Origin of the sequence: Aureibaculum flavum, from assembly GCF_016406085.1 — a bacterium.
GTDB classification, from domain to species: Bacteria; Bacteroidota; Bacteroidia; order Flavobacteriales; family Flavobacteriaceae; genus Aureibaculum; species Aureibaculum flavum.
Genome location: NZ_JAEHFJ010000007.1, coordinates 199219 through 216561 on the forward strand (window position 1 = coordinate 199219; position 17343 = coordinate 216561).

General features: G+C 30.8%; 11 protein-coding genes. 3 read left to right on the top strand and 8 right to left on the bottom strand.

Annotated features, from left to right (window positions below; all coding sequences use genetic code 11):
- Positions 1-8: 8 nt before the first annotated feature.
- The 8 genes from JBL43_RS14870 to uvrA form a co-directional block, all read right to left on the bottom strand.
- The gene (locus JBL43_RS14870; RefSeq protein ID WP_198842189.1) at positions 9-1346 is read right to left on the bottom strand and encodes a RagB/SusD family nutrient uptake outer membrane protein; all 1338 of its coding nucleotides are present in this window, start codon (positions 1344-1346) and stop codon (positions 9-11) included.
- Between the two features lie 31 nt (positions 1347-1377).
- Positions 1378-4896: a SusC/RagA family TonB-linked outer membrane protein gene (locus tag JBL43_RS14875; RefSeq protein WP_198842190.1), complete on the bottom strand. Its 3519-nt coding sequence runs from the start codon at positions 4894-4896 to the stop codon at positions 1378-1380.
- Between the two features lie 150 nt (positions 4897-5046).
- Complete coding sequence (locus tag JBL43_RS14880; protein ID WP_198842191.1) at positions 5047-6207, bottom strand: FecR family protein; 1161 nt, start codon at positions 6205-6207, stop codon at positions 5047-5049.
- Positions 6208-6278: 71 nt separating this feature from the next.
- On the bottom strand, positions 6279-6827 hold the full coding sequence (locus JBL43_RS14885; protein WP_198842192.1) for an RNA polymerase sigma-70 factor: 549 nt from the start codon (positions 6825-6827) through the stop codon (positions 6279-6281).
- Positions 6828-7117: 290 nt separating this feature from the next.
- Entirely contained in the window at positions 7118-9922 is a 2805-nt protein-coding gene (locus JBL43_RS14890; protein WP_198842193.1) for an aminopeptidase, read from the bottom strand.
- 1 nt (position 9923) lies between these two features.
- Complete coding sequence (locus tag JBL43_RS14895; RefSeq protein ID WP_198842194.1) at positions 9924-11162, bottom strand: T9SS type A sorting domain-containing protein; 1239 nt, start codon at positions 11160-11162, stop codon at positions 9924-9926.
- Between the two features lie 81 nt (positions 11163-11243).
- Positions 11244-11969 carry an LOG family protein gene (locus JBL43_RS14900; RefSeq protein WP_117884869.1) on the bottom strand — a complete coding sequence of 242 codons (726 nt, stop codon included), beginning with the start codon at positions 11967-11969 and terminating at the stop codon, positions 11244-11246.
- Positions 11970-12008: 39 nt separating this feature from the next.
- Complete coding sequence (gene uvrA / locus JBL43_RS14905) at positions 12009-14828, bottom strand: excinuclease ABC subunit UvrA (RefSeq protein ID WP_198842195.1); 2820 nt, start codon at positions 14826-14828, stop codon at positions 12009-12011.
- 132 nt (positions 14829-14960) lie between these two features.
- Between uvrA and JBL43_RS14910 the strand changes: the two genes are divergently transcribed.
- Genes JBL43_RS14910 through JBL43_RS14920 form a run of 3 tightly spaced genes read left to right on the top strand, consistent with a single transcriptional unit; the run spans position 14961 to position 17101 of the window.
- Positions 14961-15188, top strand: coding sequence for a PspC domain-containing protein (locus tag JBL43_RS14910; RefSeq protein ID WP_117884865.1), 228 nt, complete (start codon positions 14961-14963; stop codon positions 15186-15188).
- A 3-nt stretch (positions 15189-15191) separates the two neighbouring features.
- Positions 15192-16190 (top strand): potassium channel family protein, encoded by a 999-nt coding sequence (locus tag JBL43_RS14915; RefSeq protein ID WP_198842196.1) that lies wholly within the window; start codon positions 15192-15194, stop codon positions 16188-16190.
- The gene (locus JBL43_RS14920) at positions 16190-17101 is read left to right on the top strand and encodes an SDR family oxidoreductase (protein WP_198842197.1); all 912 of its coding nucleotides are present in this window, start codon (positions 16190-16192) and stop codon (positions 17099-17101) included. The genes JBL43_RS14915 and JBL43_RS14920 overlap by 1 nt, the downstream gene beginning before the upstream one ends.
- Positions 17102-17343 lie beyond the last annotated feature (242 nt).

The following is a 17343-nucleotide window of genomic DNA, read 5'->3' on the forward strand; positions in this document are numbered from 1 at the left end:
ATTCTATTTTAATGATTTAACTTTATACTAGGATTAAGTATTCTTACTTTTAAAGGAATTTCAAAAGTATAATGTGTACTACCTTTAGCCAAAGTTTCAATAGGTGCTTCATTTGGGTCGTTATCCGGATAACGGCTCACATCTGGCATTTCGCCTAAAAGACCAAGACGTTTCATGTCCATCCAACGGGTTAGGGTATAGGCTAATTCTCTTCGTCTTTCTTGCATAACATGTGTCAAAGCTTCTTCTTTGCTTTCTGCAATTAATATTAAATCTGGAGCATCATCTGGCAGCCTTTTGAGACGTAAATTATTCACCAATTCCATGGCTATGGTAAAATCGCCTAAGCGTGCTTCATATTCTGCTTGTATCATAAGCATTTCAGGGTAGCTAATACCAGTATTTTCGCGATTATCATTACGTGTTTTTAGTCCACTTGTTTGCGTTAAAGTGAATAAAGGTACTCTAATGTCATTTTCACCATAAAGGTCTAATAGGGTTTTTGAATAAGCAGGTGTACTGCTTAAACCATAAGTACTTAACCAAATTTTTTCATTATTCTGTTCCTCTTTAGGGAATTCTGTTCCTTCAAGAAACATATTGTAATCTAAAACCTTGTCAATTTGAGAACTTTCCAAAGCTAATGTCGCATAAGCATTTGCTTGTTCAAAATTTCCTAAGTAAAGATAAATACGAGCCAATAACCCTTGTGCTCCAAACTTTGTAACTCTATAACGTGTAGCTTGTATTTCAGGTAATAATAGTATTGCCTTTTCTAAATTACTAATAATATGCTCAAATGAATCTTTTAGTGTTGCTCGTGGAGGAATTTCTTCGGTTACACTTGTAGAGCTCATTAACGGAATTCCTAAATCGGAAGGATTTGTTATAGGGTCGTAAGTATTCGCAAAGACGGTAAGTAGATGGAACTCGGCCATAGACTTAACAGTTAGTGCTTCTCCTAAAATTTCATCTTTTTGTTGTTGTGACCCTTCCGTTGCATCTTGAATATTATTGATGATAGAATTGGCATAATAAATACTTCCATACATTAAATACCAAACTTGAGGTGTATCTGAAATATCAGTATCTAAATCCGTTTTCCAAAAATATGAATTTACGATTGGAGTTTCGTCTTCAATACCAAGGTTTAAATATACATTATCGGTCATGTACAGTAAATTATTATCTCCAATACTGTGCATACGTCCAGTGTTTAAAAGTAATTCATAGTCTTCAACGGTTTCGGGTATAACCTCTCCTCGCGGTGTAACTTCTAAAAAATCATCACAAGCCGTAAATAAGCAAATGATAGCTGCTACTAATACTATTTTATAATTTTTCATTTGTTTTATTTTATAATTTTTATTGATCATATTAAAATTGAGTGGTTAAAGAAATACTGTAGATGGGTTGCGTACTTAAACCACGAATACCGGTAACTGGATTGATAGCATCTGAATCGATGTTTTTATTGGCCAAATTAAACTTGAAAGCATTTTGAACCTGAAGACGCAATCGGGTATCCAATAATTTTACACGATCTAATAAATGATTAGGTAACCTGTATGTAAGGTTTATATCTGTTATGTTAATTTGATCAGCTTTTATCACATTACGATCTGCCTTGGTGTAGATGGTGTTACCAAAACTAGAAGCACTATAATTAGGATCTCTGAAGGCTGGTTTTACTCTAGGAATATCAGTAGTCAGTTCATCACCAGGTTGTTTCCAATAATTTTCCGTACCCATAAGTGGATAGTCAGCTCTTGTGTTAGGGGTTTCAATTCTTGAGTAATGTCCACCATAAAACATAACTTGAGCAAAGAACTCAAAATTACCAAAACTTACATGATTACTTAATCCAAGTACTTGTTTTGGAGTTGTGGTTCCACTATTTACTAAATCTTCAAATTGAATTTGATCAGAACCAGAAATTGTACTTATAGAGCCGTCATTACGAACTCGCATAGGGTCTCCAAATTCACTTAATCCTGCATATTGATAACTAAGTAATGAATTTAAGGCATAACCTTCTAAAGGAGAGCTACTGTTTATATAATACTGAGACCGGTATGCATTTGGATTTGATTCGTAAACTTTTAAAATAGTATTGGTGTTAAAAGATGCGGTAAGTGAACTCGACCAGTTAAAATTATCTGTGTCTACGATTCTTGCATTTAACCAAAGCTCTAATCCTTTATTTTCAATCGCTGCCGTATTTGATGTGTAATTTAAAAATCCTGTTGTAGGGTCAGCTAATGTGCTTCCAAGAACATCTTCCGTTTTTTTACGATACCAATCAATTGAACCAGAAATGCTATTGTTGAATAAGCCAAAATCTATACCAAGGTTTAAGTTTGTTGTGTTTTCCCATCTAATAGATTCATTTACAGGAGAGATAATGCTATTTGATAATACAGATGGAGATACTAATCTGTTTTGAATAGTTCTTAATATTAAAAAACGTCCGCTATTACTTTGGGGAACATTTCCTGTTAAGCCGTATGCAGCTCTTAATTTAAATTCATTTAACCAATTAGAAGTACCTTGTAAAAACGTTTCTTTATGTAGTTGCCAGTTAGCACCTATAGACCACTGCGGTTTGTTTCTATAGCGTGAATCTGTTCCAAATAAGTTAGATTGATCTAAGCGTACGCTCCCCGTTAAAATGTATTTTTCATTAAAAGAATAGGTCATTTGCGAGTAATAAGATCTAAATCTTCGGTCTGAAAATGCTTCATCAAAATAATTGGCAGTATTAACAAATGGGTTTCCAAAACCTAAAGATGGAAATCCGGACTTTACATCTCTACTCTCTAATGCAGCTAAATCAACTGAGCCTATAATTAGACTTTGACCATTATAGCCAAAAAACGAACTCAAGTAGCTTTGTGATTCTGTTTTACGAACTTCTGTACCTAGGATTCCAGAGAGCTGATGTCTTTCTTTATCGTCTAAATAAGTATTGAGGTTAAACTGAGCTCTGAGTGTAAGTGCTTTTATTGTATGATTTGTTTTTTTTAGAATATCACCTTGTGGTATATGCACAAATAAAGGATTACCCGTAGATTCATCTTGCTGTGCAGAACGATTCAATACATCTCTAACCAAATAATTATCTTCATTAAAAAGCTGATCATCAATCTCATTGTCATGTTCAAAAGCTCCTCCTAAATCCAGGTTTAGCCATTCTGTTATTTTTGTATTCAATTTTACTTGACCACGAATGGCATTTCTGTTTCTATTGTTTTTTTCGGTTAAAAAATCAGAATATGGTTTTAATCTTCTATCATAAAGGCCCAATGCTATTCCTTCGGCATTCAATGCGTCTGAACCTTTTAAGTTTTTATAGTTTGGTAAAGCATTACCTTGGTCGTCTATTATTCGTGTATAAGGTAAAAGTGATGAATAGGTGGGCACATTGCCACGTTGACTATTCCGTTCGTTAGTATAAATAGCTCCAATATCCAAAGTGAAACGATCAGAAATATTATAAGTAGAGTTTAGGTTAGCAATAAATCTTTTATTATCATCAAATTGTTCGTTTCCACTGTAGTCAACATAATTAAGACCTACTCTGTAAAGATTATTTTCTCCACCACCACTCATACTTAGGTCATAATTATTAATGATTGAAGTTCTATAAAACAAATCTTTATATTCATTAAGGTTGTGATATTTTCCTAATTCTTTCAATGAAGCATTAGCTTGTTCTTCTGTTATTAGACCTTCTTTAAAATCTAATCCTATTGATCTTACTGGAGAAGGTTGTGTATATCTCTCAGCAGGACGAGAGCTTGTACTTTGTAATTCTGTTGCATATTCAATACCTATAAATTCTGGAGACTTGGCGTAATTCAGGTCTGAAAAATTAGAAGATGTTTGAAACGAAGTTGAGTTTCTAAAAGTAATTACAGGTTTTCCTTTTCTACCATTTTTTGTTTCTATTACAATAACTCCGTTTGCGGCACGAGCACCATATATGGTACTTGCAGATGCGTCTTTTAATACGGATACAGAAGCAATAGTATTCGGATTAATAGAGTTTAATGAAACTTCAGTTGGAAAACCGTCAATTACAATTAAAGGCAATTTTACTCCATCAAAAGTAGAAACACCTCGAATAGTTAACTGCTCATCTGCAGGAACATTGGGATTTCTAGCATTATAAACCAAACCTGGTAAACGACCTTCTAAATTTTCTAAAAAATTACCATTAATTGATGTACGTTGATTAATCTCTTTGGCAGATATCACTGAAGCGGCTCCGGTTAATTGGTCACGTTCTATATTTTGATATCCAGTAGATACCAAGACCACATCTTCTAATTGATTCATAGACTCTATTAGAGTAATATCTAATGTGTTTTGTTTTCCGACAGCTATTTCTTTAGGCTCATATCCAATACTAGAAAAAGTTAAGATGACATCATTATTAGAAACAGTAATAGCGTAATTTCCTTCAAAATCGCTTACGACGCCTTTCTTGGTGCCTTTAATTTTTACAGTAACACCGACTAAAGGCATTCCAGCTTCATCAGTAATTGTACCATTTACCTGATGTTGAATTTTGAAATTTTTTTCCTTAAATTGATTTATAATGATGGTATTTTCAACAGATAATTTAAACTGATAGCCATAGTTTGATAAACTAAGCTTTAACAATTTACTTGTTGCAATAGAACCCTTCTTTAATAATACCTTTGGAGTATTTTTAAACATGTCAGCCTGAAAGATGAATGTGTAATCAGTCTGTTGTTGAATGAGTTCAAAAACTTGATCTACTGTTATAGTCTTGTCTTTGTCAATAATAACTATCGAGTTTTGGGGGAAAACATCATTATTTGTTAATCCAAAAATGGTTGTGCAACATAAAAACAAAAATGTTCTCATAATAAAATTGGTGAATTTTTTTCTTTCAAAGAAAAAACTGCGTTTAAAATTAATTTCCATAAATTTATTGTCTGTTAGTTAATAATTAATTAATAGATGAATATTGGGATAAAGTGATGTACTGTCCAAGGTCTATACTTTATCCCTTTTTTATTTTATATCTATAGTATCAGTGCTAATTTTATAATCATTTATAAAACCTGTATTTTTTATATTTGATAAAATACTTTCGAGCTGTTGCTTTTTATTTAAAGTACCTGTGAATTTAATGGCTTCTAGGTCTTTGTTTTGAAAGCTAAAATCTATATTATACCATCTTGAAAGAACAACCATAATATCTTTTAAAGGTTTGTTTTTAAAACGAAATAGACCTTTTCTCCAAGACGTTTCTAAGGTTACATCAACATTTTCTACACTAATTTCTTTAGATATTTTATTAAATACAGTTTGTTGATTAGGTTCTAAATACTGGTTATCTTTATTCCCAATATTTACAGCTACTTTACCTTCAACTAAAGTGGTTAACACAAAATTTTCATCTTTATACGACTTTATGTTAAATTGAGTGCCTAGTACATTAACTTCTTGAGAAGAACTAATTACTTTAAAAGCATCACCATTATGAGCTTTACTTGGTGATACTTCAAAATATGCTTCGCCATAATTTAAAGTTATAGTTCTAGTTTCTCCGGATATAAATTGTGAAGGATATTTCAATTGTGATTCTGAATTTAGCCAAACCTTAGTGCTATCAGATAATTGTATAAAAAACTGCCCCCCTCTAGGTATGGTTAAATAATTGTATTTAACTTCTTCCTGATGGTTAAGAGTTATATTTTTATAAATTAATTTTTCACCATTACTATTAACGTTTTTGCTTGTAAAGCTTTTACCTTTCGTTAAAGCGATGGTAGTGCCATCTTCTAAGGTTAAGGTAGCTTTATCAGTACCAATTAAAATATTATTTTTTACTACTACAGATGTAGGATTACTTTTTTTATTAAAATAAAATATTGAAAAGGATGTAACTACAGCAATAGAGGCAGCAACTGCATATTTCCAATAAAGACTTCTACGCTTAGTTCGAAAAATATTTTTTTCTATATGGTTCCATCCTTCTATTTTATCAATAGCATCATGTTTTTCTTTTCGTTTATTAATTTTTGATGTTTCAGTAAGGTTACTCACGATGTAATCTTTATCTGTTTTATCAAAAATTTCAGGTAATTCTATTTCAAAAGAATTTTTGCCCGATAAAATAAGATTGGCTAATTTTTTTGAATACGTAAATATTTTTTTAGAGATCGACATTAATAAAACTTGTTGTTATACTTATAAGACGACAAAAGTTTAATGTAGGGTTAAAAAGTTGAGAAAATAATTTAATCAAATATTGAAATAATAAGTATAAAATATTCTTTTAACACAGGGCGTAGTCTTTTGTAAGCAATTTTTTTCTGTGCTTTTACTGTATTTATTGAGATAGAGAGTGATTCAGCAATTGCTGCATTAGAATATTCCTTAATACTTAATTTTATAATCTCTGCACATTTTTCTGGTAAGGTGTTAATCGCATGTTCAATTATTATTGACGTTTCTGTAATGACTACCTCACGTAAAAAAACAGATTCCGTTTCTAAGTTTATTATACTCTCGAAAGCATGTGATTCAGTTTTCTTATGAATACTACTTTTTAAGTAATCTAAGGCCTTATTTCTAACTGCAGTGAATAGGAAAGATTTGACTGTTTTTTTACTATTAAAAGAAATTTTATTTTCCCAAATTTTTATAAATATTTCCTGTACAATATCTTTAGATATTTCAGAATCCTTTATAAATGTATTTGAAAAAACGCATAAAGATGCATAATGAGACTCAAATAACTTTTTGTATTCTTTTAAAGATAATTTGTATTTTTTCTTTTTTTCCATTTAAAATACCTGAATCCTTCTGAATTAAGGATCGTCGGTTTAATATTTTTTTTGAGAAATCTAAAAATCAAACAAAGCTAAATAAAACAAATTAATTCTCAATAGATAAGAGAACTTAATGGGTATTTGAAATATTTTAATTGATTTTTTTGAAGTAATCTGATATTTAAATCAATTAATTTGCAGAATTATTATTTTAATAAGCGGATAATAAAACAGAAGTAAATTATTTATCAACTCTGTTTTTGCAGTAGGCTACTATTTGAATTATTTACCTCATATTATTTAGTTTAGAAAAATCCTCTTCTAATTAGTCCTATCAGTTTTTCTGGTGCTAATGTAATTACAAATCTAATTTTTGAGGCATAATTTGGTCTAAAAGGTTCAAACCCTAAACTAGATTGTATTGGAAAATAAACCTCAAAAAAGTTATGGACAAAGTTTAATCTGATACCGCTGTCGTACCTAAATAAAGCTCGGTTGTTTTTATTTTTGTAAAAACCGGCATCCGCATAGGCTTCAATCCAACTCCAAATACTCATACTATTATTCGTAGAAAGCATCCATTGATTAGCAAAAGGGTTATCAAACATAGATTTAAAACCTCCTTCTGTAATAATAATTTGTTGACTTAAAAATCCTGATTTTTCAGATCTTCCTAAAAAGTTGTAATCGAATAAATAATCTGATGGACGATCTAAAGAAAAGCTAAAGAAATCGCTTTCTGTTTTATTCGACAGAAATGTACCAAAGTAAAGCCTAAAATCATATTGTCTATGAGTATCGGTTAATTTTCTATATCTAAAGTCTAACGCTATTTTACTAAATTTTTCAGCCAGCTGAAAATCTATATTATAACGTAAGTCTTGAATAATATCTGGTTTGGTATAACCATACCGTAGATTTAAAATATTATAATTGTCTGATTCTAATTTGGGTGCGAACTTAGGAATCTCTTTATTTACAATTACATACCGTGCTGATAAGGCACTGCCGCCAACATCACGTAAACTTTTACGTTTAAATTCAACAGACGCAAACGGTGATATTCTGACATAGCTCAAGTTCTTATCATAATGAAAATTACTGGCACTAATACCAATTCTATACCTATATACAGAAGTCTCTTCGGGTATGTGTTGATAAACAAAAGATGCTGCACCTGTAATTTTTCCACTATTTGTTCCGTACGTGGGCGTAATTTTATACAACCATTTTTTCTTAAATACAGCTTCGTTATATAAGCTAGGGCCTAAGATTAGCCCATCATATAAATTGTAACCAGTATAAAAATTATAAAAAACTTGATTGTAATAAGGGTTCTCCACATCTTTAAAGAATCGAAATTGTATTGGCTTATTTAATAAGCCTTTTAAATTTTTCCAATTATCTCTTAGGTTTAATTCTGGATATAAATATTCGTAATTTAATGATAACCGGTCATAGTCTCCTTTTGGAATTGAAATGGTAGTAGTAGAGTCAATATCAGTTAACCATTTTCTGAAGGTTATTTCTTTTTTATTAATACCATAGAGTGCAATAGGAACAGTTATATTTCTTCTGTTTTTAATTGTAATTTCAACAGAATCTTTGGTTTGTTTTATTTTCTTTATAGTGTAATCTATTTTTTTCTTAGTGTTAATATAATCACCAAAAAACCAACTTAAATCCTTATCCGACTTTTCAGTAATGATACTTTTAAACAAATTACTACTAGTTTCCTTATGCAAACTTTCTGAATAAAACTGTTTTATACTTTTGAAGACGATACTATCATTTAAATACTCATCTAAATATTGTAAACCTAGCCCTGCCTTATATTTATTGACAATTTTTCTATTAAAATTGGATAAGGAATCGGCTCTTGTGGTTAATGCTTGGTCATAATTTTTACGTGCTGCAAATTGATATACAAAAGGGTACTTATCATTAATACCTAATTTGGCTATGTTGAAACTTCGTACTCCCCAAATTTTAGAAATATTACCTAATGCCTTAATTTCAGGATAATATTGCTCAACATACTTTATCATAAGAAAGTTCTGAATTCCATCCAAAACCCAGGCATCTTTTCTTCGATTTACAATAATTGTATTCTCTAAATATTTTCTAGTTAATGCTTTAAACATTTTTATATCCCATTCAAAAGCTCCAGAAAAAGGATTAAACATTTTTGGTAATTGGTTTAAACCATATATGGGATTTTTGCTATAACTAATGCTGTTTACTAAAAGTTTGTCATTTGGATATTTACCAATGTGCTCTTCAATAAAAGCTAATTCCCTAGTAACGATATCTGTTTTTAAAGAATTACTTAATGAAGTTCCATTTAAATTTGTAATAATTTTCGGGCTAGTTTCAAAATCAATAAAATCGTTAATCACATTAAAATTAAGTTCAATATCAATTCTATTTTTACCTTTTAAATGGTAGGTTGTAAACGGTGGGCTAGTACTTTTTGTATACTCTAAATCTGTATTGAAATGTACTCCTTGAGGAATTGAAAATTTTATGTCATATGCTGAAGGTTGCATATATAAATCATCCATGTTTAAATTACTCATGGTTTGCCATTCTCCATCAAATACAGCGGGGGTTATATACCAATATCTTAAATTATAGGTGTTATTCTTTTGACCGTATTCAGTAAATATTGAAGATGGAACTTTTGTAATATAAGTTAAGGATAAAACAACTGAGTCTTTCGATTTTAAAGGCTTATTCAAAATTACCTTTATAATGTCTGGCTCATTTTTATCGATGAGCCATTTATCAGAAACATAATTACTAGAAATGTTTTTAATGATTGTTCCTCCTCTTAAATTGGACTTTGCAAAATATAAACTTTTATCATAATCTTCAATCAACCTTTTAGATAAAGGAGTGTGCCTATTTTTATATGAGGCAGCCCAATTATGAAAATAAAGTGTATCTAATGTGACTTTCGAAACATTATGATACGTTATTTTATGTTGAATTTTAAGTTCTTTATTTTGATAGTCAAGTTTAGCGTCAATGGTAGTTTTGTTATGCTGAGCATTACAAATAAAGGCCGAAAAACAGCATAAAGCGATAATGTATTTTGATATCCTCAATTTATAGTTTTATAAATTTTAACGTTGAGGTTGTGTTTTGTAGTTTTATATAATAGATACCACTTGTCAAATTGGTTGCGTCAATCTTTTCATTTTCTTCGTTTAGTCTAACTGATTTAATTTTTTGCCCCATACTATTATATATAACAATATGCTTTTCAAAAATACTAGCATTCACATCTAAAGAAAAATAGTCTTTGACTACATTACCATTTTTAAACTTTAAATAATCGGCCGTATGGGTTAGGTTGTTAGTCGCTAGTGTTTTGTCTGTTTCTAGTTGCATAACTACAGGTAAATGGTCACTCATATTATATAATGCTTCTCTTATTTCTTGATTAAATGTACCCGTACAAGTTGGGTCATTTATGGCTTTATTATAACAATTACCGTTATTTCCAAACGCTTTATAGGAGTCTGGTGTGTATTTTAATGTGCTACTGTTTTTTAAATTATCAGAAATTAAAATAAAATCAAATCGATCATCAATACCACCACCAGCACCTCTATTATTAAAGTTCACGTTAGAATCTCTACTTGATTGTGTATGTATATCTTGATATGTAGAATTATTATGCCAATTCCCATCTTTATTAATCGGGTCATGCAAAACAATTGCATTTGTGGGGTCTAATAATTCTTGATATGCCCCCTCTTGACCAGTGTATAGGTTAAAATCACCAGAAATAAGTACAAAATGGTCTGATGGAATGTTAACGAGTGTACTTGTAAAGTCCAGAACCATATCTAATCGTTTATCTTCATTTGCAAAACCTTGACTTGATTTTAAATGTGTAACAAAAACATCTAAATAAATAGGATTTGTTGTGTTATCTGGCGTGTTTAATTTAAAAAGATAATGATTAATATCTCTAATGCCAGTTGTAATTAAATCTTGACTAACTAAAATTAATTTCTTTTTATTAAAGAAAACCAGTTGCTGTAAATCCGTTGTCAAATTTGATTGATTAGAAATAAAAGCAGCTTTAGCATATCTATTATCATTAGTTTGTAACGAAGTACCTAAAATGGAATTAGCACCTTCTTCAGATTGCAATTCGCAAACCATAAATAAGTCCGGTTGATAATCATCTAAAATTACTTTTAAAATAGTTGGCCTATTTGTTGGTGGTGCCTCCGGAAATTCTAATAAGTTATAAAACATAGTCTTAATAATGTTTTGAGCTTCTAGTACAGAAGTCAAAAGAATCATTATTAAGATGACTAGTTTTAGTTTCATTATTTCAATGTTAAGATTATGCTGCGTATATTTCTTATCTTTTTTTATATTAATATTACTTCAATCAATAGGGTGTATATATTAGAAGTTTGGACTCAAACTATATTTTTTATAAAAGTTATTTAGTATATCAACAACTTCCTTTTCAGTATCAACAATTTGAATCAAATCCATATCCTCAGCACTTGCATTACCAAATTTTCCAATTAAAACTTCCTTTACCCAATCAAAAATACCGTTCCAAAATTCAGAGCCCACTAAAATAATTGGAAATTTTCCAATCTTTTTAGTTTGAATTAATGTTACAGCCTCAAAAAGTTCATCTAATGTTCCAAATCCACCAGGCATTACTACGAACCCTTGAGCATATTTTACAAACATTACTTTACGAACAAAAAAGTAATCAAACATTACATTTTTATCATGATCTATATAGGGGTTGTCATGCTGTTCAAAGGGTAAATCAATGTTTAGTCCAACCGAAGCACCTTCGCCTCTATGAGCTCCTTTATTACCAGCTTCCATAATACCAGGACCACCACCTGTAATAACACCAAAACCATTTTGTGTTAATTCATAGGCAATGTTTTCAGCCAATTTATAATATTTTTGATCAGGTTTTGTCCTTGCTGAACCAAAAATACTAACACAAGGTCCAATTTTACTCATCTTTTCGTAACCATTTACAAACTCAGCCATTATTTTAAAAATGGCCCAAGTATCATTGGTTTTTATTTCATTCCACGTTTTATGTTGAAATTTTTCAATTATTTTTCGTTCTTCATTTAAATTTAACGCTGACGACATATATTTTCTCTTTTTAGTTTAATTTATTTCTATAAGTTGCTAATGTAATTCTTTTTTTAGAAACTGTGCAGTGTAGCTAGTTTCTACTTTGATGATTTCCTCAGGTGTTCCAGTGCATAATACCTTACCACCATTTTTCCCACCTTCAGGGCCAATATCTATAATGTAATCGGCCAATTTTACAACATCTAAGTTGTGTTCTATAATTAAAACAGTATTACCTTTATCAGTCAACTTGTTTAACACTTTCATTAAAACATCAATATCTTCAAAATGTAAACCAGTTGTAGGCTCATCTAAAATATAAAATGTATTTCCTGTATCCTTTTTCGATAGTTCAGTGGCTAATTTAATGCGTTGTGCTTCTCCACCTGAAAGGGTAGTAGATTGTTGTCCTAAAGTTATGTAACCTAAACCAACATCTTTTATGGTTTTAACCTTTCTATGTATTTTTGGAATGTGTTCAAAAAACTTTACACTTTCATCAATGGTCATGTTAAGTACATCAGAAATTGATTTTCCCTTATAGCGTATTTCCAACGTTTCTCTATCAAAACGTTTGCCCATACATGTTTCGCATTCCACATAAACATCAGGTAAAAAATTCATTTCAATAACTCGTACACCACCACCTTCACAAGTTTCACATCTACCTTCTTTTACATTAAAAGAAAACCTTCCAGGTTTGTAACCTCTAATAAGAGCCTCGGGAGTCTTTGCAAAAAGATTACGAATTTCACTGAAAACACCTGTGTATGTGGCAGGGTTTGATCTTGGGGTTCTACCAATAGGAGATTGATTAATGTCTATGATTTTATCAACATGTTCTAATCCAGTAATACTTTTGTAAGGCATTGGTACTTTAACACCTTTATATATATGTTGATTTAAAATAGGATATAACGTTTCATTAATTAAAGTTGACTTTCCACTTCCAGACACTCCTGTAACACAAATCATTTTACCTAATGGTAAAGTAACCGTTACATTTTTTAAATTATTTCCTGTAGCACCTTTTAAAATAAGAACTTTACCGTTTCCGATTCTTCTTGTTTTAGGAATCTCAATTTTTTTAGTACCATTTATATAATCAGCTGTTAAGGTATGGCTTTTCAATAATTCTTTTGGAGTAGAGCTACTGATAATCTCACCACCAAATTTTCCTGCTTTAGGGCCAATATCAATTACATAATCGGCTTGCTCAATCATATCTTTGTCATGTTCAACAACCAAAACAGAATTTCCAATGTCTCTCAATTTTTGAAGAGAATCTATAAGTCTATGATTGTCTCTTTGGTGCAATCCGATACTTGGCTCATCTAAAATATATAATACACCCACAAGTTGAGACCCAATTTGAGTTGCTAATCTTATTCGTTGTGCTTCACCTCCTGATAAGGTTTTAGAACTTCTATTCAATGCTAAGTAATCCAAGCCTACATCCAATAAAAATTGAATTCTAGTTTCAATTTCTTTTATGATTTCAGAAGCAATTGCGGTTTGTTTTTTACTAAGTTTATTTTTAACATTTTTAAACCAATCTGCCAACTGAACAATATCCATGTCTGCTAAATCGGCAATGTTTTTTCCTTGAATTTTAAAATGTAACGATTCTACTTTTAAACGAGAACCACCACAAACAGAGCAGTTATTCTCATCCATATAAGTAGATGCCCAACGCTTTATTGAAACGGAACTCGTTTCATCAAATTGATATTTTATAAAATTGGCAATTCCCTCAAAATCAATAGCGTAAGATCTGGTTATGCCCATTTCTTTAGATAGTACTTCAAATTTTTCTTTACCTCCATATAATATAACATCTAACCCTTCTTTGGGAATTTTGTTAATGGGTGTCGTTAATTTGAACTGGTATCGTTCCGCAATAAGTTCTATTTGTTTTAAAATCCATTTACTCTTTTGCTCGTTGATTGGTGCAATACCACCATTGGCAATAGAAACCTCTGGGTCAGGAATTATTTTGTCAATATTAACTTCATTTACAGTTCCTAAACCATTACAATTATCGCAAGCACCTTTTGGTGAGTTAAACGAAAATGAGTTGGGCTCAGGCTTGGGGTAGGAGATACCCGTTGTAGGACACATTAGACTTCTACTAAAATATCTAGTTTTATTGGTCTCAACATCTAAAACTAAAATAGTATCATCACCATGGTACATCGCTGTCTTAATAGTTTCTTCTACTCTTTTTTGTTGCTTTTTTTCAACCAACAATCTATCAATAACTATTTCTATATCATGCGTTTTATAACGATCTAAACGCATTCCTTTTTCAATATCTATAACTTGACCATCTACACGAACTTTAACAAATCCTTGTTTCGAAATTTGCTCAAAAAGTTCACGATAATGTCCCTTTCGGGATTTAATAACAGGAGCTAATATATTTACCTTTTTAGAATCGAAATCAGTTAAAATCAAATCAATAATTTGTTCATCTGAATAGCTGACCATCTTTTCACCACTATTGTAAGAATAAGCATCAGCAGCTCGGGCAAATAATAACCTTAAAAAATCGTAAACTTCAGTAATTGTGCCAACTGTAGATCGAGGACTTTTACTCGTAGTTTTTTGTTCAATTGCAATTACTGGAGATAAACCATCAATTTTGTCAACATCAGGACGTTCTAATCCTCCTAAGAACTGTCGGGCATAAGCTGAAAAAGTTTCAATATACCTTCTTTGTCCTTCGGCATAAATAGTGTCAAAAGCCAATGAAGATTTTCCACTACCACTTAAGCCAGTAATAACAACAAGTTTCTCTCTAGGTATTTTAACATCAATGTTCTTTAAATTATGGACTCTTGCCCCTTGAACATCTATATAGTTTTCAGACATATTTTTATAAAAAGTTGGAAAAATGCAAAGATAATTAATTGAGAACAGAATTAATGGTAAATTTAGCTCTTAATGATAATTATAATACATATTCAATTATAAAATTATTAAATTGCATCGAAATATAATAGAATGAAAATAGTCCAATCTTTGCGATATTTTTTTGAAAAAAGAGGCTTTGAAGTTTCTTCAAGGTTGGCTGATAAAATGGGAATGAGAGTAACCAATGTAAGGTTATTTTTCATCTATATATCTTTTATAACACTAGGTTTTTGGTTTGGTATTTATTTAACCTTGGCATTTTTATTAAAATTAAAGGATATGGTTTATACGAAACGCAGTTCAGTTTTTGATCTTTAAGCTATGAACATTTTTAAACCTAAATTATATATAGCTCTTTTATTATTTATAGGAGTAATTTGTGTCGGTGTTTTTGGATATATGTATTTTTCAGATGATACCTTTATCAATGCTCTGTACATGACTATTATAACCATAACAACTGTAGGTTTTGGTGAAGTTCATCCTTTGAGTCAATCGGAAAGGTTATTTACAATTTTTCTAATTTTAATGAGTGTATTAACGTTGGGTTACGCAGCGTCTGTAATAACTCAATATATTGCTAGTGGAGAATTCCTTAAAAACATAAAAACTAAAAAGGTGCAGAAAACAATTGATAAGCTAAGCGGTCATACCATTGTTTGTGGCTATGGTAGAAATGGTAAGCAGGCAACTGTTAAATTAATTAAATATAAAAAGCCATTTGTTATTATTGAAAATAACGAAGAACGAATTTTAGAAATTGAAGAACAAAATTTACTATATATTAAAGGAGATGCAACTATTGATGATTTTTTGGTAAAAGCAGCGATTGGTAAAGCCTCAAGTTTAATTACTGCATTGCCTTCTGATGCTAATAACCTCTATGTAGTTTTATCGGCCAGGCAATTAAATAAAGAATTGACTATTGTTAGCAGAGCATCAAATGATTCCTCTGATGCAAAATTGCGAATTGCTGGTGCTAATAATGTAATTATGCCAGATAAATTAGGTGGAGAGCACATGGCTTCCTTATTAGTTACGCCTGATATTGTAGAATTTGTAGATAAACTGGCAGCTGATTCTGAAAACGCTACACATCTTGAAGAAATTGTTGTAGATAACCTGCCAAAGGAATTTCTACTAAAGTCAATCCGTGATTTAGATTTACGAAAAAAAACAGGTTGCTCTGTGATAGGCTTTAAAACGCCAGATCATGAATATATAATTAATCCAGATGCCGAAACTAAGCTGGTAATGGACTCTAAGTTGATAATATTAGGCAGTGCGAAGCAAATTCAAAAATTAAATAAATTATTTTAATGGGAGGGAAGTTAGTGATTACTGGCAGCAATGGTCTGCTTGGTCAAAAGTTGGTGAATTTATTTTCGCAATTGGAAAGTTTTGAGGTTACTGCAATTTCTCGCGGTGATGATAGGAATGAAACCGCAAAAAATTATACTTATAAGAGTGTAGATATAACAGACCATTTAAAATTAAACACTTTACTTGATGATGTAAAGCCTAATTATATTATTAATTGTGCTGCGATGACTAATGTAGATCAATGCGAAAAAGAACAAGTTGAATGTGATAAGATCAATGTTGATTCTCTGAGGGTAATTGCAAAAGCTACGAAGAAACATCATTCTCATTTAATTCATATCTCTACTGATTTCATTTTTGATGGAGAAAATGGTCCTTATTCGGAGGAGGATAAACCGAATCCAATTAATTATTATGGTCTCTCAAAACTGAAAGGAGAGTTAATTTTAAAAGAGGCTCAAATTAACTATACTATATTAAGGACTATACTTGTTTATGGATTGGTAGATAATATGAGTAAGAATAATATTGTTTCTTGGATAAAGAATGGTGTAGAAAACAAGCAAACACTGACCATTGTAAATGACCAATTCAGAATGCCAACCTTGGTGGATGATTTGGCAGAAGCCTGTTTTTTGGCAATACAAAATACCGCGTATGGTATTTTTAATGTTTCTAGCAGTGAATTATTAAGCATTTATGAGGCTGCTTTGCAAGTTGCAGAAGCTTTTAATCTTGATACTTCTTACATCAAATCAATTCCAACTAGTCAATTAAAGCAGCCTGCAAAAAGGCCAAGCAAAACAGGATTTGATTTAAGCAAGTCAGAAAAGATACTAAAGTTACCTATCGTGACTTTTAAGAATCGACTTCAAGTGTTTAAAAATCAGCTCTTAAAACTAGAATAATAATAATTGAAGTTAATATCTCTGATTATTGTTAATAACTTTAAACCTTGTTAAGTGTGAATCTATAAAGATATTGTTTATATTTGTGCCCCTTTTAGAGGTTTTTATATTGGTTTTAAGGCATTTAAATAAATGACAAAAAAAATATAAAATAAAATTGAAATAATGTTGTTAGATAATAAAAAGAGGTGTATGTTTGCACCCGCAATTGAGAGGGGTATATGATGAGAGTTAGTTGCGAT